This is a genomic window from Pseudomonas sp. SWRI154, from assembly GCF_014268645.1.
Taxonomy (GTDB): Bacteria; Pseudomonadota; Gammaproteobacteria; order Pseudomonadales; family Pseudomonadaceae; genus Aquipseudomonas; species Aquipseudomonas marvdashtae.
In genome coordinates, this window is the sequence record NZ_JABWQW010000001.1 from 13,618 (window position 1) to 39,096 (window position 25,479).

Below are 25,479 nucleotides of genomic sequence, written 5' to 3' on the forward strand. Positions count from 1 at the left end.
CCCGTTAAACTTTGGCGTAGCGAATCAATGAATCAGATAATTGCCCGGGTAACAGTCGCAGCAACAATCAGCACAAGGCTGCTGCCTATGGCCCAGAGCAGGCAATAACGCTGCATGTCACCCATGTCGCGCTTTATGATTGCGCTGATCAAATAAACCGCCGCGACCAATGGACTCAATGCATGCACCGGCTGGCCCAGTACCGATGCGCGAGCGATGTGCATCGGGTCGATGCCGTATTCGGCGCCGGCGGCCCCGAGCACGGGCAGGATCCCGAAGAAAAACGCGTCGTTGGATAACAGGAAATTAAGCGGCAAGGCGACAAGTGCGGTGATGATGCTGAAATATTGGCCGCCGCTTTCCGGGATCAAGTGCACGATCTTCTCGGACATGCCATCGACCATGCCGGTGCCTGACAAGATCCCGGTGAATGCACCTGACGCGAATATCAGGGCGATGACCATCAGGACACTTTCTGAGTGAGCGGCGATTCTGGCCTTCTGCTCCGCCAGGCGTGGATAGTTGATCAGCAGCGCCAAGGACAAACCGACCATCATCAACATCGGCAACGGCGCCAGCCCCGTCGCCATGGCGTACATGAGCCCAGCGGTCAACGCGAGGTTGATCCAGAAAAGCTTCGGTTTGTGCGTTTCCGATTGCAGGATGGGTAATGCGGGGGCTTGCTCTGTGGAGCCGTTGGACGCGGGCGTCCAACCCAACCGCCGCCGCTCTTTGCGGCCGATCCAGAAGGCGACGACGAACGCATAGAGCAGCCCCGCAAACATGGCTGGCACCAAGCCCAGGAACAGCTCCGCGACATCAAGATGAAGCGCACTGGCTGCGCGCGCCACCGGCCCTCCCCACGGAATGAGATTGACCACGGTATTGGTCAACAAAAGCATCAGCGCGAGAATCAGCGGGTTCATGCCGAGGCGAAGGTAAAGCGGCAGGAACGCCGTCGTTACGATCAACACCGTCGTTGCGCCATCCCCGTCGAAAGAAATAACCGTGGCCAGCAGCGCGGTACCCAGCACCACGCGAAGCGGATCGTTGCCTACGTAGCGGAGGATCTTTCGCACGGCGGGTTCAAACAGCCCGGCGTCGAACATGATTGCGAAGTACAAGATTGCAAACATCAACATCAGTGCGGTGGGCGCGACCTGTTTCACGCCGTTCATCACCATCCCACCCAATTCCGGCCCCGCCCCACTGGCCAGTCCAAAAGCAACTGGAACGAGGATGAGTGCCGTCACGGCAGAAAGTCGCTTGCTTATGATCAAAGCCATAAACGTGACGACCATTGCGAAACCTAACCAAGCCATGCGTGTCACCTTCTCGTTTTTATTGTTATCGATGTCATCGAAAATCAATGTGAACAGCTCTTGCGCAGCCGAAATCTACATAGGGGTGGAATGGCTGTAAATCTTGATTTTTTTCGTCAACATCCAGCTGTTTTGCAGCGGATCAATTGCGATCCCTGCGTGCAACTTTTGCCCTGATCCCGAAGAAACTGACGCGCCGATAGACATTGATGAATTCTCGGTATATTTAATAAACATGCACAAAACCCAATCAACCTGATCGGATTCGTCATGCCAGATCAAGAAAACCTTTACCTCTCGGCAGAGCAAGCCGCGGCCCTGCTTGGGGTCAGCCTTCCAACGCTGTACGCCTATGTCAGTCGCAAGAACATCCGCTCGATCAAGATTGCCGGTTCGCCCAAACGTCGCTACTGGGCCGAGGACATCCAGCGTCTGGTAAAAGGCCCGGCGGGCGAGAAACAGGCTGCGAAACGCCCGTCGCCGTCGGACAGTGCGATTACGCTGATCACCGATGACGGGCTGTTCTACCGGGGACACGACGTCCTCGAACTGGCCGATCACGCGACGGTTGAAGAGGTCGCCGAATTGATCTGGCAAGTGCCTTCGGCCTTCGGCACGTCATTGCCTCGCGCACCGAAAGATGCTGCCAAGCTGTTGAAGATCTATGAGCACATGTCCGCACAAGAGAAAGCCATCGCGCTTTTCCCCCTGGTGCAGCGAGAAAACCCGAAGGCGTTCGATCTTTCCACTGACAGTTACGCCCGCACGGGCGCCGACGTCGTGAGATGGTTTGCCGCGTTGGTGGTGGGCGCGACCGAACCGAGCACGCAACCCTTGCATGAATTCATCACCCAGGCCTGCGGCGCCCCGCCTGCCCATGCCGACCTGATCCGGCGCCTGCTGATTCTCAGCATCGATCATGAACTGGACCACGCCACCCACAGCGTCCGCGTCGCCGCCACCACCGGCGCTACGCCTTACTACGCGGTGATCGCCGGGCTTGCAGCGGCCCGGGGCCATAAGGTCGCCTACGGAAGAAATGAAGCCGCCAGCAGGATGATCGAGGAAATCTGCACGGCCCCAGACCCTGCCCAACCCATTCTGCAGCGCTACAGCCAGGAGGGGCATATTGTCGGGTTCGGCCCCAATGTCCATTCAATCAATGACCCGCGTGCCAGCAATCTCCTGGCGGCGTTGACTGTGGTATTCGACGGCGACAGCGAGTTTGCCAAGTTGCAGAAAGCCTTTTCAGTGGCCTCGGAACTCGTTGCCTATCCACCGGAATTCATTCTCATGGTGAGTTTCATTGGCCGGAAACTGGGGCTGCGTGGACAGGAAATTTCCCTGGGGGGCGTCGGGCGTTCGATCGGTTGGATAGCCCACGCCAGCGAGCAATACAACCAACACCACGACGCTCGTCCCCGCGCGCGGTATACGGGGACCTTGCCGACGGCGACCAGAATCGGTCGCCGTTGAGCCCCAGCTTGGCCGCTTCCTGCGAGCCCCGTTGGGGAGCGCCAATCCCGCTACGAGACCGCCATCGCCGCGAACAGCGATTCGAACTCGTTTTGTTCTTCAAGCCGGGCAACGAACCCCAGCACCCGGGCCTGGGCCGTTGCATCGATATGCGGCGCTGCCATGCGTACGAATTTTCGCTCGAAATCACCGTCGCTCATCGGGGTTTCGACGGATCCGGGCCCGGTGATCATCTCACTCACCACTTGCTCGCCTGACACCAGGGTCACGCTGACACGATTGGCCAGGTGCCGTGGGAACAGTGCAGTCAGCGCCGGATCCTCAGCGACAACGATTTTGCCCATCAAGGCAATCGCCGCTGGATCGGCAATTTTTTCAGCAGAATACGAGCCTATCGTGATGTCGCCATCGAGCAATGCCCGGGCGACGTTGTAAGGCAGGCTATGGTCCGCCGTTTCCCTGGTTTTCGGCAACCATTTCTCCGGCGTATCGGCCAGTACCCGGCGGTTGAATTCCGAGGTTTCGATGGTAATGGCGGCAATCTCATCCACCCCGTCGATCCGTTTTCGTAGATCAAGCGCAGCCCAGACAGCCGTATGCAGCTCGCCATTGGTGGGAAATGTCTTGGTCAAAGAGCGGCATATGGCGTAATCGCCATTGTCAGGCGTACCAAAACGCTCGGTATCCAGTTCGAACGGTCCCGAGACCTGCTTGAAGAAGCCCATCTCACCTTCAAAGACCGGTGACGGCCCCGTCATGCCATGGCGCGCCAGTTGGGCGGCGAAAATAGCGTTGCGTGCGGCATTGGCTGCAGAGCACCCCTTCCAGTCGGACAACGACCCACTGCGCACCTGGCGCATCGCCAGATGCCCGCTCAGGGCAATATTGATCGCTTGCTCAGTCTGGACCACGTCGAGTTTCATCAGGTTCGAAGCCGCCACCGCCATCGAGACATTGATGTAATTGACGTGGTCCCAGCCACGCTTGTTCAAGCTGGCCGCATCCTGCAACCGCATCTGGATCTCGTAGGCCAGGACAATCGCCGAAATCAGTTCGGCACCCGTTGCCCCCTCGGCCTGGGCCACGGCGAGGCAGGCGGGAATGTTGTCACTGGGGTGGCCCGGTTCCTTGCCCATGTAGCCGTCGTTATAGTCGAGGAAGCGGACCATCAGGCCGTTGGCGAAGGCGGCGATTTCCGGCGTCGTTTTCAGATCCGTGCCGAAGACGCTGGAGGATGTCGCGGTGTTGGCGGCGGCGTAACACACGGCAGCCGTTACCGGGTCAGCCCCGTAGGCGCCCAGCACGCAGGCCAGGCTATCGATAAAGCGCTGGCGTACCAGGTGGATGATGTTTGCGGGCAGCCTTTGCTTCCTGAATTCGTGGGCGTATTGCGCCAGCCGCATAGCAACGGTCGAGTCCGTCATGGTTACCTCAGGTATGGGTGGGTCAGGCCTCGTCCGTGAGGCGAACAAATCCAGGCGCCACTTGGCGTAGGGAGTCTTACTCGACCATCACGTCGAGCAGGCGGACGTATTGCTGGCCGGCATGCATGTCGCGCTCGACCATGCCGCCCTGCGGCGTTGCCCGCGGATAAGAGATCTTGACCATTTCCAGGTCGGGCACGGCAACGCGCTTGACCCGTTCGGGATCGGTGCCGTAGAGCCTTGCGAATTGCGCGGGAGACAGTGCGGCGCAATCGGAATAACGCTCAAAATTCTCGCGCCCATCGAAGAAGATATCGAAAGTAATCCAGAACGGCCCCGCTTGTTTGGATCGGACATGCCGACAGACATCACGCAACTTGATCACTGTGCAAGCTCCTGTATAGCCGTCGACTTTTCTGATAGATCAATCCATTTCAGACGTACCAATTCCAATGGATCTTCAAGTTGCACGACGTGATTCAACTTGAACTCGAATATCTGCCCACGAGGTATATCGGCTGGTGTAAAGGCAAACCCATAGGAAGGCAGTTCCTTGCCCATGACACTGGGGTAATGGAAAAAATAGGGATTACAGGCTTGAGCGATTGTATTGGCCATTTCCTGGGTCGCGGCAGTGGCGACAAACAACATACCCACTTCAGGCGGGGGCAATGTCCCAACAGCAGGCGCTGCACCCGTAACGCCATTCCATCCGTACATCCGCAGGGAAATATGAAATTCGCCCAATTCCTCGGCGGGTATGGACTGGCGCGTTCTTGTATGGAGGGCTTCAAGCAATCGATCGTGAAAACCATCGATATCATTGAGCACATCGGGATCCTGGATGCCCACCAGCATGATCGTTTGATATAAACCAGCCGAGGCGCCTTCCAACTTCATGGTGTAGGGCATTTCTTCCCAGCGCGAGCCCTCCACTCGAACGGCGCGGCCATTGAGAGCGGTATAACGCGCCTGGGCAACATTCAGGATGCCGCCTGGCTCGATCAACCGGAACGGATCGCTGTTCTCGTAGAGCATGTGGGCCGATACGCTATGAGGGGTGCATTGATTGTCTTGGCTCAAGGGTTCGACTTCGAAGCCGTTCGCATCGACACTCAGCAGGATGCCCGATCCCAGTGTCGGGTTGACGGCGCACTGCACGCCGCATTCACCGGTTTTGCCGGCGTGCCAGGAAGGCCCCCACGGCGCGCCCTTCCAGATGGGATAACAGGCGATGACCGCAGTATCGGTAGAACGACCCGCCAGGATTATGTCCGCGCCAGCATCGAGGGCGGCGAGAAAGGGTTCCACCCCAAGCGCCGCGACAATGTGTTCACAATTGTCCACCGTCGCGTCTTCCAGACTTCCATGAGGCGGCAGCGGCTTGATACGACCTTCAGCGTTCAGTTTTTTAACTGTCTGCTTGTCTTGCTCGCAATAGATGAGCGCAATTTTTGGTGACACGCCCAACTCTGCAGCAACTTCAAGGGCAATATCTCGCGTCCAATCCAAGTTGAGATCTCCGCCTGCCTGCCCCGCGGTGCCAACAATTATCGGCACGCCGGACTGCGCCTGGGCTTTCATCAGAATTGTCAGGTCGCGCTTGACCGCGCCTCGGTTGTTCTTGGATTTTCCAAGTGCCAGATAAGCCGCACCGCTATCGGTTGAACCGGCGTCCGTAGCGATGACTTGCGCCCCCGCCGCCAATCCATAAGCAATTTCTTCTTCGCGAACACCCGCCCCCAACGAACCACAGGGAACGATCACCTTTATGCAACCTTCAAATAACTGCCCCATAACACCCTCTTCTTGGCGACTCAGTGCGCCAATAATAGGGGCTGAAACTACGTTGACAAGTGGACAGATTTTGTCCATATAGCCTCGCCCGCGAATACTCTTGCGCTGTAACTTCTCGAGGTTTATTGAATAACTTAGGAAGGTCCGCAACTTCAACTATGAGACATGTAACACAGGCGCCAAGGCCCGTTCCTTCACGTTAGGAACCCTGAGTTGATTTATATAAACACCGGCGTTTACCGACTCGAACATGCCGCCTCGCAGGGGTATAAAAAACGCTTCATGGCAGCCTTCGTGGCGCCAACAAACCGTCACACAAATGGCACCTATATAAATTTTTAAATAAGGTGCCATTTTTCCGACAGATGGCACTGGCGTCCCATTGCTGAAGATTCAGGGGCAAGCTCATCATCCGCCGGGTATCACTGTGCGTTCAGGCGCGCACCCGCGCTGACACAGGACGTAACTAACCGCATCGCTCGATGGAGCAACATTAGGATGATGACTGTCTATTTTCTCGTCATGACGATCTGTAGTGGCATGGAAGGCTGTGTCGAAGAGCGAAAAACCGGACCCACCTATTCCTCCAGGGAAATGTGTATCGACACGGCCAGGGAAATGGTCCCGCGCAAAGGCGTTAAATATAAATGCCGCAGTGAGCGGTTGTGGGTCACAAACGAAGTGGCGCCCGCGGGAAGTTACGAAGCAGTCGTCTCTACCAAGGTGAAGGAACAGCCGTAACCCTAAGTTGACGTGCAGTCTTTTATCCTTCCAGCACCAATGACATGTCCAGATACCTGGCGCACATGAAATCGACGAATGCGCGAACTTTCGGTGCCACCAGGCGCCTGGACGTGTGCAATACCCAGAGCTGCGCTTCAACCTCCGATACCGTCCCCCATTGAACCAACTCGCCACGTGCAAGTTGACTTCCGGCGATGGATTGCGGAATGAGTGCCGCCCCGCCCCCGGCGATAGCCGCGTCGCGAATCATCAGGAAGGAGGAAAACCATAGCTTGGGAACAGGCTCGAGGATCAAGCGCCCGTCATCGAGATTCCAGTGGGTCGGTTGAAAGTTCGAGAACACGATACTGGGAACCGGCCTGACCGCACCGGGTTTCGGCTTGGCGATTCCTGGCGCGGCCACGACCACCAACCGGTCCTTGGCGAAACATCTTCCGACCAGACTGCTGTCCGGGGTGGGATTGATCCGGATGGCCACATCGTATTGTTCCTCGACCAGGTCGACCAACCGATCCTCGGCCACGACATCGAGCGAAACCTGCGGGTAGGCCGCACAGAACTCAGCCCCAATGCGCCCCATCGCCAGTTGCGAAAACAACACCGGGGCAGCCACCCGCAAGCGTCCGCGCGGCGTGGACAGCCCTTCCTGCGCCGCCGCCATGGCCTCGATCACCTCGCCCAACGGGCCTTCGGTCCGGGCAATCAGCATCTCCCCAGCTTCGGTGAGCTTCAGGCCACGGGCGCTGCGCTCGATCAGCCGGACGCCCAACTGCCCCTCCAAGTCGGCAATGCGCCGCGACAAGGTCGCTTTCGACCTGCCGCTCGCCCGACTAGCCTTTCCAAGCCCTTCATTGGTGGCGACCAAGGCGAAATCGATCAGCGCGTTCAGGTTCATGGTGTTCCATTTCCGGGACAATGTGTCTACATATTGGCGTCTTCGTTTTACCGCTGCAACAACCTATCGTCCTGTCATCGGGGAACGCATTCCCGTATATCCACGACAGGAGATTCATATGAGCATCTTGATCACAGGCGCCACGGGCACCATCGGTTCACTTATCACTGCGCGGCTCGCCGAAGCGGGCGCCGAGGTTAAAGCGCTGGTGCGCCAGGCTGGCAAGCGGGACTTCCCTGCTGGCGTCACCGAAGTCATCGCAGACCTGACCGACGTACCGTCGATGCGCGCCGCACTTTCATCGGTGCGTACGTTGTTCTTGCTCAACGCCGTCACGCCCGATGAAGTGACACAGGCGCTGATCACGCTGAACCTGGCGCGCGAAGCCGGTATCGAGCGCATCGTCTACCTGTCGGTGATCCATGCCGACAAGTTCACCAACGTACCGCACTTCACCGGCAAGCATACGGTCGAGCGGATGATCGAAAGTCACGGCGTTCCGGCGACCATTCTGCGTCCGGCTTACTTCATGCAGAACGAGCTCATGGTCCAGCAGACCCTCCGTGACTACGGCGTCTACCCGATGCCGATCGGCTCGAAGGGCGTCTCGATGATCGATGCGCGCGACATCGCCGATATCGCCGTCGCCGAGCTGCTGCGACGGGACCAGGCCCCCACTGCCCTGGACCGCGTCACGCTGGAACTTGTAGGCCCGCAAGCATTGACCGGTGCAGCCGTGGCACATGCCTGGAGCTTGGCACTGAGTCGCGAAGTCGCTTATGGCGGTGACGACGTGGCCGCCTTCGAAGGACAGATGGCATCGTTCGGCCCCAGTTGGCTGGCGTACGACATGCGCCTGATGATGGCCGGCATCCAGACATTCGGCATGCAGGCCGAAGATGGGACGGTCGAACGGTTGCAAGCCATTCTGGGACGCCCTCTACGCACCTACGATGATTTCGTCCGCGAGGCCGTTGGCCGCTGAATTGGCGACGCAATCTAAGTCAGGAGCGGGCTGCCAACGTTGATATAACGCTCCAAGCGCGCGGCCAGGAAAGACCTCAACACCTGGACCGCAGGCGTCAGCGAGGTTCGATGAGCGCAGACCAGTTGGAGCGGCGCCGGCTGGCCGTAGTCCGGCGGGAAAACTTCCACCAGGCGGCCGCCGCGAATATCGTCCATGACATCGAGCTTGGACTTGTAGACGACCCCCAGCCCCGATACCGCCCAACGCCTGACGATATCGGCATCGTCGCTGGTGCGATCACCCATGACCTGGACCGTTTCCAGCCCTTCGGGCGTCTGGAAACTCCAGCGCTCGAAAGTCTGTTCACCCATCACGTAACGAAGGCAATTGTGCCGGCTTAACTCCGCGGGCGTCTTCGGCAGGCCATGGCGTGCAATGTAGCCGGGGGATGCGCACACAGTCCTGCGGTTGGAAGGCGCCAGCGCCAGGGACACGAGACTCGAGTCGGCCAGTTGGCCATAGCGAATGCTCGCGTCCAGGTGCTCGGTGAACAAATCTGCCACCTGGTCGCTGACACGCAACTGCAAGAGCACATTGGGATGCAATTGTTGGAATTCATCCAGCCACGGCAGCAACAGGTTGCGCCCGATATCCGAAGGCATCGACAGCCGTAGCGTCCCGGCAATTTCGTCGCGTCCCTGTGCCAGGGCCAGCTCGCCATTCCCCAGCGCTTCCAGCGCTTGCCGGGCATGGGCCAGGTAACGCACACCGTCGTCCGACAAACGCAGCCGCCGCGTAGAGCGCACGAACAACCTCACCCCCAGGCTCGCCTCCAGCCGCTGCACCGCGACGCTGGCCAACGCCGGAGAGATGTCCAACAACCGCGCCGCTGCCGAAAAGCTCCCGGCGTCCGTCGTGGTCACGAACACCTGGAGGTCATCGACTCGAATGATTTTCTTCACGCTGTTGGGTGCTTTACCGGGTACGGGGTTTTCAGCGTAATGGGAAACATGGCTATTGCACAGCCCGACGCAGGATTCCTGTTTATTGCTTCCCCTCGTAATTGACCATCCAGGCAATCCCGAAACGGTCTTCGAACATGGCAAAGCGCTCCGCCCAGAACGTCTTCGCCAAGGGCATCTGCACACTGCCACCCGCACTCAAGCCATTGAACAGCCGCTCGGCCTCCTCAGCGCTGTCGACATTGAGGGAAACCGACACGCCTTGCGGTTTGCCATACGGCTGGCCCGGCGGGCAGTCGGAGGCCATCAGGCTGAAATGGCCCACGGTCAGGCAAGTGTGCATGATGAGGTTTGCGTCCTTGGGCATGCCGACATCTTCCGGCGCCTCGGCAAAGGACATGGAAAACAACTCGCCGCCAAGCACCTCCTTGTACAACGCAAAGGCTTCCTTGCATTGGCCGTTGAAGGTCAGGTAAGGGATGATTCTCATGGTGGGATCTCCTGTTTCCGATTTCATGATTGACCGGATATCTGCGCCCGCAAGCGTTCTTCCTGCTCGCGCAACTCGGGGGTAAAGGTCTCGCCGAACTCTTCGAGTTCGAAAATCTGGCGGATTTCGATTTCACTGTCGCTGACCATTGGATTGGGGCAGCGCTTGACCCAGTCGATGGCCTCCTGCAATGACTGGACCTTGAAGATCCAGAAGCCGGCGATCAGTTCCTTGGTTTCAGCAAAGGGCCCATCGATCACCGCCCGGTCCTTGCCGGAAAACTGCACACGCACGCCTTCGGCGCTGGGATGCAGGCCTTCGCCGGCAAGCATCACCCCGGCCTTGACCAGTTCTTCGTTGTAGGCGCCCATGGCCGCCAGCAGTTCTTCGCTGGGCATTTCTCCAGCTTCGGATTCCGGACTGGCCTTGACGATCACCATAAATCGCATGCTCGAATCTCCTGAGAATGGATGGATCAAGCCGCCCGTGTGGCGGCTCTACGGACTAATCGAATGGCAACGGCCGGAATCGACAGGTGGGTGAAATTATTTTCGACAGGTCGTTGACGGCAAAGGAGACGGCCAGTCTCCTCTTCCGTCAGCAGCGTCCAGGTCTCAGCGATTCCATTGGAATCGATAGATGTCTCGATAACCATTGGCCGGGTCATACAGGAGCTTCGTCCCGCCGTCGAGCGCGATATTGTCGGCATTGACCAAGTGAACCGGTGCGACAAAGCCGCTTACCGGCTGGCCTGCCATCAATCGGTTCAATTCATCGATCACCTGCCAGCCATGCAGGTTGAGCGGTTCGGCCACGGTGACCGTCTGGTAGTTTTTTTCCTGTATGCGCAGGAACGCCGACGCGCTGCCGTCACCAGCGGACAGCAGGCTGATACCGTCCCGGGGTATCGCGGCGCTGCTCAAGGCGGCAACCGAGTAATCGAAATAGATATCGTTGATGGCCAGCGCGTGGGTCCAGCGCTTGCCATGGCGCTGGAGCAGTTCCTTGGTGATCGCCGGCATCTTCTCGCGGCTCTCGGAAATCGCGACATCGCGCACCTCCAGCAACGTGCATTCCCGACAGGCCCGAATGACCTTTTCCATCGCCTTGGCTTTCGCCATGGCGATGCTGTACCTGGAATCGGTCAGGATGACCACGCCGGCCTTGCCGTTTGACTGCGCCACCGCCGCCATGGCCGTGATGCGAGCCACTTCGAGCGGGTCGGTCGTGACGTTCATGGCCATCGGCGTACCGTCAATCGGCCCGGGGCGCTCCCCGGCGTGCCAACCCACCACCGGCACGCCCTTGTCGGCGAAGACGCCCAGCGCCGCCTTGTTTTCGAGGGCATCGGCGCCGCACAGGATGAGCCCATCAGGGTTCGCCGCCAGGGCATCGGCAAAGGCCTTGGCGCGCCCGGCCGGCGTTCCAGCGCCATCGAAAACCCGCAGCGTCCAGCCCATCGCCTTGGCGGCCTCGCGAGCGCCCTGGGCGACGCCGACGATACCGCCGTTGCGCATATCTTCCGCGACGATGGCGATGCTCTTGCCGCGCTGGGCACGCGGGCCGGTTTCAGGACCGCTCCAGGGAACGGCGCCGAGGGTGGCCTTGGCCACCATGTCCTGTGCTTGAGTCACCGTCACCGTGGCATCCGTTGCGGTCGGCAGGTCCTGGCCGTAGCCGGGCGTTGCCGTGAATAGACAGAGAACCGTCATTGAAGCCATCCAAAGCAACCGGGACCTGATCAAACAGGTTCGATCGCCGCGTGTGATGCCAGGTCTGGAGCCGATGGCGCGATCTTGATGTGTCATGGCGTCTCTTTTTATTGAGGGGGCAACTTATTAAGGGGCAGCGTGCAGGTTCAATGTCCGGAAGGATAGTCGGTTCTGCTGTCATCGACCTGGAAGGGAAATAGTAAGTTGTAACATTCTTCCAACCCCAGTCCTCGCGAAGAGCAGCCCGAAGCTGCCGCATGACTATGCTCCTGGAACAGACACGTAGCGGAGAATCAGTCCCCGATGACCTCGAATCTTGCAGATATCTATACCGACTACATCGCCTGCCTGAATGCACAGGATTGGAAGAACCTGGGCTTTTTTGTGCACCCGGAGGTGGTCCACAACGCGAGACGATTAGGGTTGCATGGCTATCGAAGCATGCTGGAAGCGGACTATCGGAACATTCCCGACTTGCGCTTTGAAATTGAATTCCTGGTGGTCGACCCGCCCAAGCTGGCGGCTCGCCTCATGTTCAATTGCACGCCAGCCGGGGAGTTCCTGGGGCTTGCGGTCAACGGCGCACGGATCGCCTTCACGGAAAACGTCTTCTACGCATTCGAGGACGGCAGGATCCGCGAGGTCTGGTCGATTATCGACAAGCTAGCGATCGAAGCTCAGCTTCCATCAACGTAGAGGATTTCACCCTTGTCCATGAAGATCACGCGGTTGGCCACGGTGCGAGCGAAGCCCATTTCGTAGGTCACGCAGAGCATGGTCATACCGTCTTCGGCCAGGCCGATCATGGTGTTCTAGTGAACGACCGCTTGCAGGAACTGCCGCGTCCGCGCTTCCTTGGGTGCGGTAAATATCTGCGCGGGCGGCCCCATCTCGACAATCCGCCCACCGTCGAAGAACACCACCCGGTCCGCGACTTCCCGGGCAAAACCCATTTCATGGGTCACGACGATCATGGTCATGCCTTGCGCAGCGAGCCCCTTCATCACGTTCAGCACGTCGCCCACGGTTTCCGGGTCCAGCGCCGAGGTGGGTTCATCGAACAGCAGCAGCTTGGGCTTCATGGCCAGGGCGCGGACAATCGCTACCCGCTGCTGCTGGCCGCCCGAAAGCTCGGACGGATATCCTTCAGCTTTATGCCGTAGCCCGACGCGGTCCAACAGCGCCAGCGCATCGCTTTGAGCCTGGGCCTTCGATGCTCGCTTGAGCTTGACCGGCGCGAGGATCATGTTCGCCATCACCGACATATGCGGGAACAGGGTGTAGTCCTGGAACACCATGCCCACCTCCTCCCGCAGCTTCGCCAGCGCCTTGCGGTCACCGGCCTTGATCGACTCGCCGTTGCCAATGACCACGGTGCCTGCCGAGGGCGCTTCGAGGCTGTTGAGGCAACGAATGAACGTGGATTTTCCTGAGCCGCTGGGGCCAATGATCACCACCACTTCGCCTTCAGCTACGTCCAGGTCAACGCCCTTGACCACCTCGTGCTCACCGAACCGCTTGTGCAGCCCGCGTACCGTCAGCATCGTTTTCATAACCCCGCCTGCGCCCGGGTCGCCGCTTGCAAACGTTCATGGGCCGCCGCCAGGCGATCACGCCGGGCCTGGTTGGCGTGACGCTCCGTGGCGATGCGGGCGTTAGCGCGAAGCAGGCTCGGCTTGAGTGATGCCATCGATGGGCCGCCCGCGGAAATCCGTGCCTGTACGTTGGCGGTCGGGTCGAGGCAATCGCGCACTTTCTGCGCTGGCAAGTTCAGCGCATACCCCAGTTGCTCCAAGGCGCAGGCGTCAACCATGGCGGTGTCGATCTGGTGCGCCAACAGGCCTGCATCCATGGCCCTGCGCACCACCGCGCCCACCACATGATGGGCCTCACGGAACGACAGGTCGGCCTCCTGCACGATCAGGTCGGCCAGGCCGGTGGCGGTGGAGAAGTCCTCGCCGGCCCGACGCACGGCCAGCTCGATGTTCGGCGTTGCGGTGCGCAACACCAGATCCAGCAGTTTCAAGCAGCGCAGGCTTTCTTCGGCGGCCTCCCAAAAGCCACGGGTGCCCTCGCGGTTGCCGTCGCCGGTGTGAGAGAAGTTGCTGCCCTTGATGCTGATGCTCGCCCCCATCAGCAGGCCGACGATATGCCCGCTGCGGCCCTTGAGGTATTCCAACACCGTAGGGTTTTTCTTCTGCGGCATGATGCTCGACGTCGCAGCCACGCTGTCGGGGAAATCGATCAAGCTGAATTCGTGGGTACTCCAGACAAAATAGTCCTGCGCCACGCGGCTCCAGAACACCGCCAGCAGGCTCAGGTGCGACAGGCTTTCGAGAATGAAATCCCGCGAGCCGACGGCGTCCAGGGCATTGTCCAGGTAACCGTCGAAACCCAACAGTTCGGCGGTACGCCCCCGGTCAATGTTGAACGGGGTCCCGGCGAAGGCCGCCGCGCCCAGCGGGCTCTGGTTCATCGATTCAAGGGTCTGGACAAGGCGCTTGCAATCGCGGTTCAACGCCTGCTCCACCGCCGACAGGTAATAGCCGTAGGTAATCGGTTGCGCCGGTTGCAGGTGGGTATAGCCCGGCATCACCACATCGGCGAACACTTCGGCATTGTTGACGGCGGTCTGCCGGACTTCCAGCAAGGCATCGATCAAGTCCATCAGCACTTCACGGCAGCGCAGCCGGTCAAGCGTGGCGAGGATGTCGTTGCGGCTGCGGCCCGTGTGCAGGCGACCGCCGATGTCGGTGCCGATCCGCCCGATCAGGTGCGCCTCGTAGTTGAAGTAGGCATCCTCACGGGACGGGTCGAGCGTCACCTCGCCAGGTCCGGCCGCCTCCATTTCGAGAACGCTCCTGGCCAACACGGCGGCATGCTCGTCCCGGATCAGACCCTGCTCGGCAAGCATCACGATATGGGCCTTGTTGATGTTGCCCAGCAGGTCGAACCCCTCGGCGAAGCCCTGCAGGCGCGGCCGGTAGATGTACTCGTTGACTTCCGGCGCGGTGGCTTCCTTCAGGCGCCGGCTGACTTTGGATGCTTGCATGTTGAAACCTCTTTAGGAGTGGCACGCGTCACTGGGCGACCCAGCCGACGTTCGAGATAACGGCTGAGCCAGCTCAGCAGTGAACAGATGACGAAATACACCAGCAGCACCAGGCCGTAGACCGTGAACGCGGGGCTGACGCCGGTCATGACGGTGTCGCGCTCGATGATGATCTGGCCGACTTTGAGAAACTCGCCGACACCCACTAGCGCGCCCAGGGACGTGGCTTGTACCAGCATGGTCAGCAGACCGGTGTACGCCGGCAGAATGGCGCGCATCGACTGTGGCGCGATCACGTGCAAGTAGATTTGCCAGGGCCGCAGGCCCAGCGCCCAGGCGCTTTTCCATTGATGGCGAGCCACCGACTCCAGGCCACCGCGCACGATCTCTATGCCATTGGCGCTGCCCCACAGAGTCAGGCCGGTGGTCACCGCGGCGAACGGGCTCAGGTCCAGGCCCAGCATCGGCGCGCCAAAAAAGATGAAGAACACATTGACGATCAGCGGGATCGAGCGAAACAGCTCGACGTAAGCGTGGATCGTCCATCGCAACAGCCGGCTCTTGAGGGTCGCCAACACGCCGAGAACAATGGAAATCAGCGTGGTGAACAGCAACACCACCAGCGCCAGGCGCACGGTCATCCACAGGCCCTTGCAAACGAAGGCCCAGTTTTCGATCAAGAAATTCATGCCGGCCTCAGTGTTGGAAAGGTCGTTGCAAGCGGGCCGAGAGCCGTCCCGTCAACAGTGCCAGGATCCCCACCAGCGCCAGGTAGATCACGCAGATGGCGCTGAACATTTCGATCGCACGAAAATCCGTGGCGATGCGATCCACCGCGACAAACGTCAGTTCGGCGAGGCCGATGGCCTGCAGGTAGGAGGAGTTCTTCAGGAGTGAAATGGCGGTGTTCAACATCGCCGGCAGACTGGTCCGAAAGGCGATGGGCAAGGCCACCAGGCAGAAGTAATGCGCCGGCTTGAGGCTCAGGGCAACGCTGGCTTCACGCATGCCCTGCTCCACGGTTGCCAGCCCGCCCCGCACATTCTCGATCTGATAGGCCCCGGCCCAGAGCGACAGGCACAACACCCCCGACCAGAACAGCGACAGGCCCATGCCAATGGCCGGCAGCCCGTAGAAAATGAAGAACAGTTGCACCAGGATCGGCGTATTGCGGATCAGCTCCACATACAACGCCACGATCTGCGCCAGCACCGGCACCTTCATCACCCGCGACGCGCCGCCCAGTACACCGATGAGCAACGAGCAAGCGATGGCGAGCATCGACACCCGCAACGTCATCTGCACGCCGTCAAGCAGCGCCGGCCACTGGGCCAGCAGGTAGTTGAAATCGAAATCCATGGCTGACGTCCGCTCAAAGGGCTTCGGCAGGCTTGGGCTGCTCGAAGACGCTTATGTAGTAGCCCTGGATACCCTGCGGCACGAACTGCTGGATCCAGCCACGGAACAGCTTTTCCTCGTGCATGCGCGCGACGGCGGCGCTGAGGTAATCGCGCCAGGCCTCGTCGTTCTTGCGCACGCCGATGGCGGCATCGGAGATCTGGAACGGCTCGTTGAGCAGCCGCGCGTCCTTGTCGTTGTCGGCCACCACCACGAGCGTCGCGGCATCGTGGGTGTAGGCATCGGCACGGCCCTGGCGGAAGGTCTGCAGCGCATCGGCGGCGCTGTTCATGCGCAAGGTCTTGACCTCGGGCATATGGTCCTCGAACCACTTGGCCTGCACCGAGCCCTTGAGGGTGGCCAGGGTCTTGCCCTTGAGGTCGGAGATCTTCCTGATCGGGCTGTCCTTTTTCACCACCACATCGCTGGCGCCCCACCGATACGGCGTGCTGAAGTCGATCACCCGCAGGCGTTCAGGGGTGACGCCGAGGGTCGCGATCAGGAAATCGACTTTGCGCCCAAGCAATTGCGGAACGCGGTTTTCCGCCGTGACACAGGTGAACGACACTTTGTCTTTCGAACCCAGCGACCATAATGCGATCTGCCGAGCCATCTCCACTTCGACGCCGGCGAACTGGCCGCTGCCGTCCTGGAAGCCGTAGGGTGGTTGATCGCAGCGCACGCCGGCACGCAGCTGGCCGGCCTCTTTGATCTCATCGGGAACCGCAGGCAGCTCGGCCGCGTGGACCTGGGCCAGACCACCCAGCGCCAGGCACGAAAACGTCAGCGCACTGCCAAGAATCTTGAACGAAAACGACATGATGCCTCCTGGTTTACATATCGGTATCGAACGGCGCAGAGGCTGGACGACACCATGAAATACAAGGGCAGAAATGAGATAAAGAGCGGCGTTTTTTTATGCTTATGACTGCCGTATGCTCGAACCGCATCGCCGTTCCCGCCCTGGCGTTCACGTCGATGTAATGAATTTATAAAGCCTGTGGCTCATGCAAACAAATGACAATTCATCAGTCATTCATACCGAATTGATATGGGACGCCATGAACTTCAAACAAGTCGAAGCCTTTCGCGCGGTCATGTTGAGTGGCTCGATGACCGCCGCAGCCGAGTCCCTGCATACCTCTCAGCCGAACATCAGCCGATTGATCGCCCAGCTGGAGCGCAACGCCGGTTTCAAGCTGTTCGAACGGGTCGCCGGACGCTTGCTGCCGACTGATGAGGGGGCCGCGCTGTTCGCCGATGTCGAACGAGCGTTCATCGGCCTGCACAGCCTTGAAAAGTCGGCACAGAACATCCGGCGCGCCGGCACGGGTCGCTTGCGCATCGCCGCGGTTCCTTCACTGTCGCTGACGGTCCTGCCACGGGTGATCCAGCGCTTTCGCCAGGAGAACCCCGACGTCGCTATATCGCTGCACACCAACGACTCGCCGATGGTCGGTCATTGGACGGCCTCGCAGTTCTGCGACTTGGGGCTGGCGTCGTACGTCGGCGAGGACATGCCGGGGGTGACGACCCAGTTGATTTGCGACGTGCCAGGGGTTTGCGTGTTTCCCAAGGGCCACCGACTCGGCGCGCTGACGTGCATCGGGCCGGAGGATCTCAAAGGTGAGGAGTTCATTTCGCTGTCGCAAAATGACGGCTCTCGCGCCAGGGTCGACCGGGCGTTTCCCGAGGACCGGAGCCACCGCAAGCTGAGCCTGGAAACGCCTTATGCAGCCACCGCTTGCTCACTGGTGGGACTGGGCTTGGGCGTGAGTATCGTCAGCCCGATCGTGGCGCTGGAGTACCTGCACACCGGCATCGAAACCCGCCCGTTCCGCCCGCAGATACGCTTCTCGACCTACCTGCTGCTGCCGGCAGACCGGCCGCAAAGCCTGCTCACCCAACGGTTCGGGCAATTGATTCATGAAATGCTCACCGACGTCGCGAAAGACTGGCAGTGAGCAATGAGGGTGTTTCGCGGCACCCCGCTGTGCGTGCAACTGCTGATCATCCACAGCGACCTGGCGAGCCTGAGCCTCATCGAGGAATCACCGAGCCGGTGGCGTGGGAGGCTGAAAATTCACGCTTCAGCGTCTATGGTAGATAGCTAATAACAAGATCCCAATGAAGCCTCTTGGCTTCACCGCTGATGGAGCCTTTCATGACCCTGCATGACACGCAGACGATCCCCAGCGAACTCGCGGCGTTCGTCAACGACCATTTTTCCGGGCGCGGCCTCAGGCCCGATGGGGTCATTGCACAGTCCTGGTACCGCAGCGTCGTGCAGCACCGGCTGGATCCGGGCGCGGCGAGCCGCAAGAATATTCTTGGCGCCGAGGACATCCGTCGTCACCAGGAACAGCATCAGCAATATCTTTCCATCGCCAGCCAGGGTGTGAACGGCCTGGCCCGGCGCGTGGTGCCCGCCGGCTTTGCCGTGCTGCTGAGCGACGAACACGGCATCACCCTCGATTCCCGGCTGCCCAGCCAGCACGATGCCTACACCCGATCCGGGCTGGTGGTGGGCGCGCGGTGGGACGAGTCGGAGGTCGGCACCAACGGCATCGGCACGACCCTGGCGGCGGCGCAACCGCTGATCATTCACCGGGAAGAGCACTTTCTGGCGTCCAACTTCCGCCTGAGCTGCTCGGTGGCGCCGATCTTCGACGCTCAAGGGTTGTTGCGCGGTTGCCTGAATGCGACCTGCATGAACAACGAGGGTCCTCGGGAAAGCCAGTACCTCACGCTACAATTGGTGATCATGTACGCACGCCTGATCGAGAACGCACACTTTCGCCAGAGCTACCGCGACCGCCTGACCCTGTCCCTCAAACCCATCGATGAAATCGCCGACCTGGCCAACGAGCAACTGCTCGCTTTGGATGAAAGCGGTCGCATCATCGGGGCCAACCGTGCCGCGTTTGTCGCCTTGGATCTGGCCGACAATCACAGACTGCTCGGTGCTCGCATCGACAGCCTGCTCCCAACCACGGTGGACGAACTGCTCCAGCTCACCAAGGGCGGCGCCCAGGGAGTGCGCTTGCGTGGCCTGCGTGATGAGGCCCTGCTGGACGTCGGCCTGCGTATCCCCTCCGAACAGCACCGCCCGTTGCCCGTCGCCCGCCCCGCCCTTCAGGCCCACCCGGACCTGCAACAACTCGCCGGTAGCGATGCCCGGCTGCAACAGAACGTGCGGCGCGTGCGCAAGGTGATCGACAAGGGCATTGCGATCCTGATCACCGGCGAGACCGGCACCGGCAAGGAGGCCTTTGCCCGTGCCATTCACCATGCCAGCAGTCGTCGCGCCGGGCCTTTCGTTGCGTTGAACTGCGCGGCTATCCCGGAGACGTTGATCGAGAGCGAATTGTTCGGCTATCGCGCCGGCAGCTTCACGGGCGCCAACCGAAAGGGCATGAAAGGCAAGCTGGAGCTGGCAAACGGCGGCACCCTCTTTCTCGATGAGATCGGCGACATGCCCGCCCACCTGCAAACCCGCTTGCTACGCGTGCTGGCAGAACGAGAAATCTCGCCACTGGGGGCCGAGGCGCCGGTGACGCTGGATGTCCAAGTGATCTCGGCCACCCATCAGGATCTGCACGGCATGATCGGCGAGAAGCGCTTTCGCGAAGACTTGTTTTATCGCCTCGCCGGCATGAACCTCGCGCTGCCGGCCTTGCGCGAGCGCAGTGACCGAGCCGAGCTGATCGACACGCTGCTCGCAGCCCAGACCGACGCCCGCGGGTTGCGGCTGGATGCCGATGCCCGCCGATGCCTGTTCGCTTACCCATGGCCCGGCAACATTCGCCAGCTGCTCAACAGCCTGCGCTACGCGGTGGCCCTGGCCGAAGACGGCGTGATCGATCTGGACTGCCTGCCCTGCGAATTGCTCGCGCCGCAGAGGCTGCCACTGCCTACCGGCGCTAAGCCGCAGGCCGGCAATCTGGAAGAACAAATGGGCGGCGAAGAGTCCCGCCACTTGCTGGGCACGCTGCGCCGGCATCGCTGGAACATCAGCGCCGCCGCGACGGACCTGGGCATCTCGCGCTCGACGCTGTACCGCAAGATGAAAAAGCACGGCGTCATCGCGCCCAACGATCAGCCCTGATGCTACTCGAAGGCTTTCGACAGCCCCGTGGCGAGGGAGCTTGCTCCCGCTCGGCTGCGAAGCAGTCGTAAACCAGCGGCTGCGGTGCATCTGATGCTCCGCGTTTCGCCAGGTTTGGGGTCGCTTCGCAACCCAGCGGGAGCAAGCTCCCTCGCCACGGGATGGCCGTTTTCCCTCGGACAGCATCAGGCGGGGAGCCGGCATTTTTCCAAGCACAGGTGATGATCAGACTTGAATGTAAACCACATGGGTGTGGGTGTATTCATACAAGCCGTGCTTACCGTCCGCGCCGCCAATGCCGGACTTGCGCGCCCCCGCATGGAAGCCCTGCATCGCTTCGAAGTTCTCGCGATTGATATAGGTTTCGCCGAAATCCAGTTCATGACTGGCACGCATGGCCGCGCTCAGGCTGCGGGTGTAGATCGATGAAGTCAGGCCGTATTCGCTGTCGTTGGCCAGGGTGATGGCTTCGTCCAGGTCGTCGACGATCTGGATCGGCAACACCGGGCCGAAGATTTCCTGGCGCATGATCGCCATGTCGCTGCCACAGCCGGCCAGAACGGTTGGCTGGTAATGGAAACCCTGGCCCTTATCGGCCACGGCGCCGCCAGTCACCACTTCGGCGCCCTGCCCCGTGGCGGTCTTGACCATCTGCGCGACCTTGTCCAGCGCGGCCTGATTGATCAGCGGCCCCATGTCCAGATCGTCTTCGGCCAGCGGGTCGCCGTACCGGGTCGCGGCCATCGACGCGGCAATCTGCTCGATGAACTGATCGGCGACCTTGCGTTCGACGTACACCCGCTCGGCGCAATTGCAGACTTGCCCAGTGTTGATCACCCGCGACGCGGTGACGGCCTTGACCGCCAGCGCCAGGTCGGCGTCCGCCAGCACGATCGCCGGCGCCTTGCCGCCCAGTTCCAGATTGAGCTTGGTGATGTTCGGCGCCGCCGCGGCCATGATCCGCGAGCCCGTGCCGACGCTGCCGGTGAAGCTGATCAGATCGATGCCGGCGTGGCTGGTCAGCTGGTGCCCCACTGTCGCCCCCGTGCCGCTGACCACGTTGAACACCCCGGCCGGCAGGTCGGTCTCGGCCACCAGGCGGGCGAACTCGAAGCAATTGATCGGGGTTTCTTCACTGGGCTTGATCACGATGGTGTTGCCGGTCACCAAGGCCGGCGCCATTTTGCGAGCGATCAGGAAGAATGGAAAGTTCCACGGCAAGATACCGGCCACCACACCCAGGGGTTTGCGCAGCAGGAAGATACTTTCGCCGACGCGGTCGCTGGTCAGCACCTCACCTTCGAGACGCCGTGCCCATTCGGCCATGTAGTCCAGGTAATCGGCGGTGAAGTTGACCTCCACCCGCGCCAGCCCCAGCACTTTGCCTTGCTCGGCGGTGATGATGTGGGCGAGTCGTTCGGCGTTGTCGCGCACTTTGCTGGCGATCTTGCGCAGGTAGCCGGCGCGTTCGATGGCCGGTCGGGCCGCCCAGCTTTTCTGCGCCTTGCGCGCCGCGGCAATAGCCGCTTCAACGTGCTCGCCACTGGCGTCGGGCACCCGCGCCAACAGTCGGTCATTGGCCGGGTTGCGCACTTCGATGCTGGGGTCGCCGGGAACGAAGGCGTTGGCGATGAAGTTCTGGTAATCGATGATTTCGGTCATGTGCTTGCTCTCGCGGACAGTGTCGAAAACGACGCAGAGGCGCCCCGCCCCCGCATCGCGGGCGTTCATTTGGCGCTAAAGGTTTTCCAGACGCCGCCTTCCTGCTGCAGGTCGTGGGCGCGCTTGATCAGGTATTGATGGATCTGCTCCACCTGTACCGGCGTGAAGGCGTCGGCAAAGGACGGCATGCCGTCGGGCACTCGGCCACCGAATAGAATGCCGAGGAACATCTGGTGTTTTTCCGGCGTCAGCTTGCGCAGGTCCGGCAGCACGCCGCCGCTGATCGCATGGATGCCGTGGCACTGCGAGCAATAGCCGTCATAAAGTTTGCCGCCGGCGTCCACCGCGGCGGTGTCACCGGTCAATGGCGGCGGTTGCGGGGTGTCGGCAAGCGGTGCTGGCTCGTTGAGCTTGGTGGTGCCGCCCAGTTTGTAGGTCAACACCTGGGAAAATGGCCGGACCCCGGCACGCAAGGACAAGGCGCCCGCGAACGTCGAGAAGGCACCACCCCAACCGGCCATGAAGGTGACGTATTGCTCACCGTCCACGCTGTAGGTCATCGGCGCGGCCATGACGCCACTGGCCGCTGGCTGCTCCCAGAGTTTCTTGCCGGTGTCGGCGGCATAGGCGATCACCCGGCCATCGGCGCTGCCCTCGAACACCAGGTTGCCGGCGGTGCTCAAGGTGCCGCCGTTGAAGATCGTCACGTAGGGCACTTCCCAGGCCGGTTGCTGCTTGACCGGGTCCCAGGCGATGAGTTTGCCCGACCAGCCCTTGGCCATTTCCAGCAACCCATCGGCGTCCTCGGGCATCATCCCGGTGCGCAGGCCCAGTTGGTACATGCTCTTGAACGGGTTGCGCTTGGGCGCCTCGGGGATGTGTTCGTAATAGGCGGACATGATGTGCGCCGGGATGTACACCAGGCCGGTGTTCGGGTTGTAGGACATCGGCTGCCAGTCGTGGGCGCCCCAGAACGCGGGCGTGACCAACTTGCGCTTGCCGTCCTTCCAGTACGCGGCGTTCTCGTCATCGACGATGGGCCGCCCGGTCTTCATGTCCATGCCCTTGGTCCAGCTTTGCGGCACGATGCCCTTGGCCGACAGCAGCTCACCCGTGGCGCGGTCGATCACGTAGAAGAAACCGTTTTTCGGCGCCTGCATCAGGACTTTGCGCGGCTTGCCGTTAATCGGCAGTTGCGCAAGGATCATGTGCTGGGTGGCGGTGTAGTCCCAGGCGTCTCCCGGCGTGGTCTGGTAATGCCAGGCGTACTCGCCCGTGTCGGCGTTGACGGCGACTATCGAGGACAGGAACAGGTTGTCGCCCTTGGCCTGGCTGCGCCATTTCGGGTCCCACAACGAGCCATTGCCCACGCCGATGTACAGCAGGTTCAAATCCGGATCGAACGCGAAGGAGTCCCAGGCCGTGCCGCCACCGCCTTGGGCAACGTAGGCATCGCCGTGCCAGGTCTTGGCGGCGATGGCCATGGCCTTGTCTTCCGGCGGCAACTTGGGGTCACCCGGCACCGTGAAGAAACGCCAGGCCTGCTTGCCGGTTTCGGCGTCGTAGGCGGTGACATAACCGCGTACGCCGAACTCGGCACCGCCGTTGCCGATCACCACTTTGCCGTTGACCACGCGAGGGGCACCGGTGATGGTGTAGCTGCGCGTGTGATCGGCCCGGGTGTCCACCGACCAGGCGCGCTGGCCGGTCTTCGCATCGATGGCCTCCAGGCGACCATCGAGCACACCCACGTAGACCTTGCCCTTCCACACCGCGACGCCGCGGTTGACCGCATCACAGCACGCCTCGCCGGCGCGGTTGCGGTCGGACTTGGGGTCGTACTTCCAGATCAACTTGCCGTCGCGTGCGTCCAGGGCGTAGACCACGGAGAACGGACCGGTGGTGTACATCACGCCGTCGACCACGATAGGCGTGGCCTCGACGCCGCGATCCAGGTCCAGCTTGTAGCTCCAGGCGAGCCCCAGCTGGCCGACGTTCTGGTCGCTGATTTTCTTCAATGGGCTGTAGCGCTGCTCGTCGTAGGTGCGGCCGGTGCTCATCCAGTTACCGGGTTCCTGATCGGCGGCGATGATGCGCTTGCCGTCGACATTCGCCGGCATGTCCTGGGCCGAGCCCGGCGTGGCATTGAGCGTCAGCGCCAGCACGACAAATAGCGTCTTGAGCGGAACACGAAGGGGCGCGCTCCGAGAAGCAGTAGGCACGGCGAGGCCAATCTGTGTCATGGGGGAACTCCTGATTCTTATTAGTAGCGAAGCCATTGCGCTGCGCACCAGAAGAGGAGCAACCCCCATGCCACCGTTTGAAAAATCGTTGCAGGTCCCGTTTTACGGGGCTTTCAAGCCAGGTTACGACTTGTATCGACATGCGACAGTTGTCGCATTTGCCGCGACAGCTGTGCCACGCCTGACACATCCGCCGCGCGGTTCACCGACGTCAGGGCGGTTGCACACGATTCGTGAAGAAAGCGCTCACACGCAGCGCCCTGGCAGGAAGGATCGCTCGCTCTAAAATAGGCGCAACAATCAGAAGGAGCGCCAAGCGATGTTTGCCTCATTTGAATCGGGCCGATGCCAAGTCAACGGTATTACCGTCAACTACCGCAAAGGTGGAAGCGGCCATGGCTTGCTACTGCTTCACGGGCACCCGCAGACTCACGTCATGTGGCACAAGGTCGCCGAGCCCCTGGCGAAATATTTCACCGTGGTCGCGGCGGATCTTCGTGGCTATGGCGATAGCGACAAACCGGCAAGCGACGCCGAGCACTTCACCTACTCCAAGCGGCAGATGGCCCTGGACGGGTTGGGTCTCATGCGCGAACTGGGATTCGTAAAGTTCGACGTAATGGCTCACGACAGAGGTGCACGGGTGGCGTTTCGCATGGCGATGGACCATCCAGACGCAGTGAAGCGGTTGGTCACCCTGGATATCGCTCCAACGCTGGCGATGTATGAACAGACCAACGAAGCTTTCGCCCGAGCCTATTGGCACTGGTTTTTCCTGATTCGCCCCGCGCCCTTCCCCGAGACGCTCATCGAGGCTGATCCAGAGCTGTATCTGCGCAGCGTCATGGGCGCTCGCAGCGCTGGCATGGCGCCTTTTACCGACTCGGCGTTCGCTGAATACCGGCGATGCCTGGCACTTCCTGGTGCCGCCCATGGTGTGTGTGAAGATTACCGAGCCAGTGCCAGTATCGATTTGGAGCATGACAAGAGCGATCTGCAAGCCGGGAAGAAACTCTCAACGCCATTGCTTGCGTTATGGGGGGCTGACGGCGCCGTGGGCCATTGCTTCGATCCGCTCGGCGAATGGCAAAAAGTGGCAACTGACGTGCGAGGAAAAGCGTTGCCGTCAGGGCATTACATTGCAGAGCAGGTGCCAGAGCGGTTAATTGACGAGGCGCTTGAATTCCTGCTCCCATCGGTCCTAGGCGTCAGGTAAGTTCCTGCGGT

General features: G+C 60.8%; 24 protein-coding genes. 7 read left to right on the forward strand and 17 right to left on the reverse strand.

Annotated elements, in window-relative coordinates; genetic code table 11:
• Positions 1 to 32 precede the first annotated feature (32 nt).
• Positions 33 to 1,322, reverse strand: coding sequence for a CitMHS family transporter (locus tag HU806_RS00065; protein WP_186609589.1), 1,290 nt, complete (start codon positions 1,320 to 1,322; stop codon positions 33 to 35).
• 270 nt (positions 1,323 to 1,592) lie between these two features.
• Here HU806_RS00065 and HU806_RS00070 point away from each other — a divergent pair, with 270 nt between their 5' ends.
• Positions 1,593 to 2,798 (forward strand): citrate synthase, encoded by a 1,206-nt coding sequence (locus tag HU806_RS00070; RefSeq protein ID WP_186608831.1) that lies wholly within the window; start codon positions 1,593 to 1,595, stop codon positions 2,796 to 2,798.
• A 50-nt stretch (positions 2,799 to 2,848) separates the two neighbouring features.
• Here the strand turns inward: HU806_RS00070 and HU806_RS00075 are convergent, their stop codons facing one another.
• The 3 genes from HU806_RS00075 to HU806_RS00085 all read right to left on the reverse strand — a co-directional run bounded on the left by HU806_RS00075 (position 2,849) and on the right by HU806_RS00085 (position 6,019).
• Entirely contained in the window at positions 2,849 to 4,222 is a 1,374-nt protein-coding gene (locus tag HU806_RS00075) for an MmgE/PrpD family protein (RefSeq protein ID WP_186608833.1), read from the reverse strand.
• 76 nt (positions 4,223 to 4,298) lie between these two features.
• The gene (locus tag HU806_RS00080; RefSeq protein ID WP_186608834.1) at positions 4,299 to 4,607 is read right to left on the reverse strand and encodes a DUF4387 family protein; all 309 of its coding nucleotides are present in this window, start codon (positions 4,605 to 4,607) and stop codon (positions 4,299 to 4,301) included.
• A complete protein-coding gene (locus tag HU806_RS00085) occupies positions 4,604 to 6,019 on the reverse strand; it encodes an acyclic terpene utilization AtuA family protein (RefSeq protein WP_186608836.1) in 1,416 nt (471 codons plus the stop codon). The genes HU806_RS00080 and HU806_RS00085 overlap by 4 nt, the downstream gene beginning before the upstream one ends.
• 498 nt (positions 6,020 to 6,517) lie before the next feature.
• Here HU806_RS00085 and HU806_RS00090 point away from each other — a divergent pair, with 498 nt between their 5' ends.
• The gene (locus HU806_RS00090; RefSeq protein ID WP_186608838.1) at positions 6,518 to 6,760 is read left to right on the forward strand and encodes a hypothetical protein; all 243 of its coding nucleotides are present in this window, start codon (positions 6,518 to 6,520) and stop codon (positions 6,758 to 6,760) included.
• Between the two features lie 22 nt (positions 6,761 to 6,782).
• On the opposite strand, the gene HU806_RS00095 is transcribed toward HU806_RS00090, so the two are convergent.
• The gene (locus HU806_RS00095) at positions 6,783 to 7,658 is read right to left on the reverse strand and encodes a LysR family transcriptional regulator (protein WP_186608839.1); all 876 of its coding nucleotides are present in this window, start codon (positions 7,656 to 7,658) and stop codon (positions 6,783 to 6,785) included.
• Positions 7,659 to 7,776: 118 nt separating this feature from the next.
• Between HU806_RS00095 and HU806_RS00100 the strand changes: the two genes are divergently transcribed.
• On the forward strand, positions 7,777 to 8,643 hold the full coding sequence (locus tag HU806_RS00100; RefSeq protein WP_186608843.1) for an SDR family oxidoreductase: 867 nt from the start codon (positions 7,777 to 7,779) through the stop codon (positions 8,641 to 8,643).
• A gap of 14 nt (positions 8,644 to 8,657) precedes the next feature.
• On the opposite strand, the gene HU806_RS00105 is transcribed toward HU806_RS00100, so the two are convergent.
• The 4 genes from HU806_RS00105 to HU806_RS00120 form a co-directional block, all read right to left on the reverse strand.
• Positions 8,658 to 9,578, reverse strand: coding sequence for a LysR substrate-binding domain-containing protein (locus tag HU806_RS00105; protein ID WP_186609592.1), 921 nt, complete (start codon positions 9,576 to 9,578; stop codon positions 8,658 to 8,660).
• A 91-nt stretch (positions 9,579 to 9,669) separates the two neighbouring features.
• Positions 9,670 to 10,077: a VOC family protein gene (locus tag HU806_RS00110; RefSeq protein WP_186608845.1), complete on the reverse strand. Its 408-nt coding sequence runs from the start codon at positions 10,075 to 10,077 to the stop codon at positions 9,670 to 9,672.
• Positions 10,078 to 10,100: 23 nt separating this feature from the next.
• Complete coding sequence (locus tag HU806_RS00115) at positions 10,101 to 10,526, reverse strand: YciI family protein (protein ID WP_186608847.1); 426 nt, start codon at positions 10,524 to 10,526, stop codon at positions 10,101 to 10,103.
• 165 nt (positions 10,527 to 10,691) lie between these two features.
• A complete protein-coding gene (locus tag HU806_RS00120) occupies positions 10,692 to 11,693 on the reverse strand; it encodes a substrate-binding domain-containing protein (RefSeq protein WP_189672337.1) in 1,002 nt (333 codons plus the stop codon).
• A gap of 399 nt (positions 11,694 to 12,092) precedes the next feature.
• Here HU806_RS00120 and HU806_RS00125 point away from each other — a divergent pair, with 399 nt between their 5' ends.
• Positions 12,093 to 12,485, forward strand: coding sequence for an ester cyclase (locus HU806_RS00125; RefSeq protein ID WP_186608848.1), 393 nt, complete (start codon positions 12,093 to 12,095; stop codon positions 12,483 to 12,485).
• Here the strand turns inward: HU806_RS00125 and HU806_RS26635 are convergent.
• From HU806_RS26635 to HU806_RS00150, 6 genes are read right to left on the reverse strand one after another with little or no spacing between them, the layout of a single operon-like run.
• Positions 12,467 to 12,595 carry a hypothetical protein gene (locus HU806_RS26635; protein ID WP_273018379.1) on the reverse strand — a complete coding sequence of 43 codons (129 nt, stop codon included), beginning with the start codon at positions 12,593 to 12,595 and terminating at the stop codon, positions 12,467 to 12,469. The two genes, HU806_RS00125 and HU806_RS26635, sit on opposite strands and share 19 nt — an antisense overlap.
• A 6-nt stretch (positions 12,596 to 12,601) precedes the next feature.
• On the reverse strand, positions 12,602 to 13,342 hold the full coding sequence (locus tag HU806_RS00130; protein WP_273018380.1) for an amino acid ABC transporter ATP-binding protein: 741 nt from the start codon (positions 13,340 to 13,342) through the stop codon (positions 12,602 to 12,604).
• Positions 13,339 to 14,841 (reverse strand): argininosuccinate lyase, encoded by a 1,503-nt coding sequence (gene argH, locus HU806_RS00135; protein WP_186608851.1) that lies wholly within the window; start codon positions 14,839 to 14,841, stop codon positions 13,339 to 13,341. The genes HU806_RS00130 and argH overlap by 4 nt, the downstream gene beginning before the upstream one ends.
• Complete coding sequence (locus tag HU806_RS00140; RefSeq protein ID WP_186608853.1) at positions 14,811 to 15,530, reverse strand: amino acid ABC transporter permease; 720 nt, start codon at positions 15,528 to 15,530, stop codon at positions 14,811 to 14,813. The genes argH and HU806_RS00140 overlap by 31 nt, the downstream gene beginning before the upstream one ends.
• Positions 15,531 to 15,537: 7 nt before the next feature.
• Positions 15,538 to 16,200, reverse strand: coding sequence for an amino acid ABC transporter permease (locus HU806_RS00145; RefSeq protein ID WP_186608855.1), 663 nt, complete (start codon positions 16,198 to 16,200; stop codon positions 15,538 to 15,540).
• A gap of 13 nt (positions 16,201 to 16,213) precedes the next feature.
• On the reverse strand, positions 16,214 to 17,059 hold the full coding sequence (locus HU806_RS00150; protein ID WP_186608857.1) for a transporter substrate-binding domain-containing protein: 846 nt from the start codon (positions 17,057 to 17,059) through the stop codon (positions 16,214 to 16,216).
• 241 nt (positions 17,060 to 17,300) lie between these two features.
• Here HU806_RS00150 and HU806_RS00155 point away from each other — a divergent pair, with 241 nt between their 5' ends.
• Together HU806_RS00155 and HU806_RS00160 are read left to right on the forward strand one after the other, a co-directional pair.
• Positions 17,301 to 18,203: a LysR substrate-binding domain-containing protein gene (locus HU806_RS00155; RefSeq protein WP_186608858.1), complete on the forward strand. Its 903-nt coding sequence runs from the start codon at positions 17,301 to 17,303 to the stop codon at positions 18,201 to 18,203.
• 200 nt (positions 18,204 to 18,403) lie between these two features.
• A complete protein-coding gene (locus tag HU806_RS00160; protein WP_186608859.1) occupies positions 18,404 to 20,347 on the forward strand; it encodes a sigma-54-dependent Fis family transcriptional regulator in 1,944 nt (647 codons plus the stop codon).
• A gap of 225 nt (positions 20,348 to 20,572) precedes the next feature.
• On the opposite strand, the gene aldA is transcribed toward HU806_RS00160, so the two are convergent.
• Positions 20,573 to 22,009, reverse strand: coding sequence for an aldehyde dehydrogenase (gene aldA / locus HU806_RS00165; protein WP_186608861.1), 1,437 nt, complete (start codon positions 22,007 to 22,009; stop codon positions 20,573 to 20,575).
• 65 nt (positions 22,010 to 22,074) lie between these two features.
• Positions 22,075 to 24,252: a PQQ-dependent dehydrogenase, methanol/ethanol family gene (locus HU806_RS00170; RefSeq protein WP_186608863.1), complete on the reverse strand. Its 2,178-nt coding sequence runs from the start codon at positions 24,250 to 24,252 to the stop codon at positions 22,075 to 22,077.
• Between the two features lie 319 nt (positions 24,253 to 24,571).
• Between HU806_RS00170 and HU806_RS00175 the strand changes: the two genes are divergently transcribed.
• Complete coding sequence (locus tag HU806_RS00175; RefSeq protein ID WP_186608865.1) at positions 24,572 to 25,468, forward strand: alpha/beta fold hydrolase; 897 nt, start codon at positions 24,572 to 24,574, stop codon at positions 25,466 to 25,468.
• Positions 25,469 to 25,479 lie beyond the last annotated feature (11 nt).

Coding starts and splice junctions, on each gene's coding strand:
- HU806_RS26635 (WP_273018379.1), bottom strand. CDS start 12,595: ATGATCGGCCTGGCCGAAGACGGTATGACCATGCTCTGCGTGACCTAC.
- HU806_RS00125 (WP_186608848.1), top strand. CDS start 12,093: ATGACCTCGAATCTTGCAGATATCTATACCGACTACATCGCCTGCCTG.
- argH (WP_186608851.1), bottom strand. CDS start 14,841: ATGCAAGCATCCAAAGTCAGCCGGCGCCTGAAGGAAGCCACCGCGCCG.
- HU806_RS00145 (WP_186608855.1), bottom strand. CDS start 16,200: ATGGATTTCGATTTCAACTACCTGCTGGCCCAGTGGCCGGCGCTGCTT.
- HU806_RS00075 (WP_186608833.1), bottom strand. CDS start 4,222: ATGACGGACTCGACCGTTGCTATGCGGCTGGCGCAATACGCCCACGAA.
- HU806_RS00100 (WP_186608843.1), top strand. CDS start 7,777: ATGAGCATCTTGATCACAGGCGCCACGGGCACCATCGGTTCACTTATC.
- HU806_RS00160 (WP_186608859.1), top strand. CDS start 18,404: ATGACCCTGCATGACACGCAGACGATCCCCAGCGAACTCGCGGCGTTC.
- HU806_RS00120 (WP_189672337.1), bottom strand. CDS start 11,693: ATGGTGGCCAAGGCCACCCTCGGCGCCGTTCCCTGGAGCGGTCCTGAA.
- HU806_RS00140 (WP_186608853.1), bottom strand. CDS start 15,530: ATGAATTTCTTGATCGAAAACTGGGCCTTCGTTTGCAAGGGCCTGTGG.
- HU806_RS00070 (WP_186608831.1), top strand. CDS start 1,593: ATGCCAGATCAAGAAAACCTTTACCTCTCGGCAGAGCAAGCCGCGGCC.
- HU806_RS00130 (WP_273018380.1), bottom strand. CDS start 13,342: ATGAAAACGATGCTGACGGTACGCGGGCTGCACAAGCGGTTCGGTGAG.
- HU806_RS00095 (WP_186608839.1), bottom strand. CDS start 7,658: ATGAACCTGAACGCGCTGATCGATTTCGCCTTGGTCGCCACCAATGAA.
- HU806_RS00155 (WP_186608858.1), top strand. CDS start 17,301: ATGAACTTCAAACAAGTCGAAGCCTTTCGCGCGGTCATGTTGAGTGGC.
- HU806_RS00150 (WP_186608857.1), bottom strand. CDS start 17,059: ATGTCGTTTTCGTTCAAGATTCTTGGCAGTGCGCTGACGTTTTCGTGC.
- HU806_RS00175 (WP_186608865.1), top strand. CDS start 24,572: ATGTTTGCCTCATTTGAATCGGGCCGATGCCAAGTCAACGGTATTACC.
- HU806_RS00065 (WP_186609589.1), bottom strand. CDS start 1,322: ATGGCTTGGTTAGGTTTCGCAATGGTCGTCACGTTTATGGCTTTGATC.
- HU806_RS00090 (WP_186608838.1), top strand. CDS start 6,518: ATGATGACTGTCTATTTTCTCGTCATGACGATCTGTAGTGGCATGGAA.
- aldA (WP_186608861.1), bottom strand. CDS start 22,009: ATGACCGAAATCATCGATTACCAGAACTTCATCGCCAACGCCTTCGTT.
- HU806_RS00170 (WP_186608863.1), bottom strand. CDS start 24,252: ATGACACAGATTGGCCTCGCCGTGCCTACTGCTTCTCGGAGCGCGCCC.
- HU806_RS00110 (WP_186608845.1), bottom strand. CDS start 10,077: ATGAGAATCATCCCTTACCTGACCTTCAACGGCCAATGCAAGGAAGCC.
- HU806_RS00085 (WP_186608836.1), bottom strand. CDS start 6,019: ATGGGGCAGTTATTTGAAGGTTGCATAAAGGTGATCGTTCCCTGTGGT.
- HU806_RS00115 (WP_186608847.1), bottom strand. CDS start 10,526: ATGCGATTTATGGTGATCGTCAAGGCCAGTCCGGAATCCGAAGCTGGA.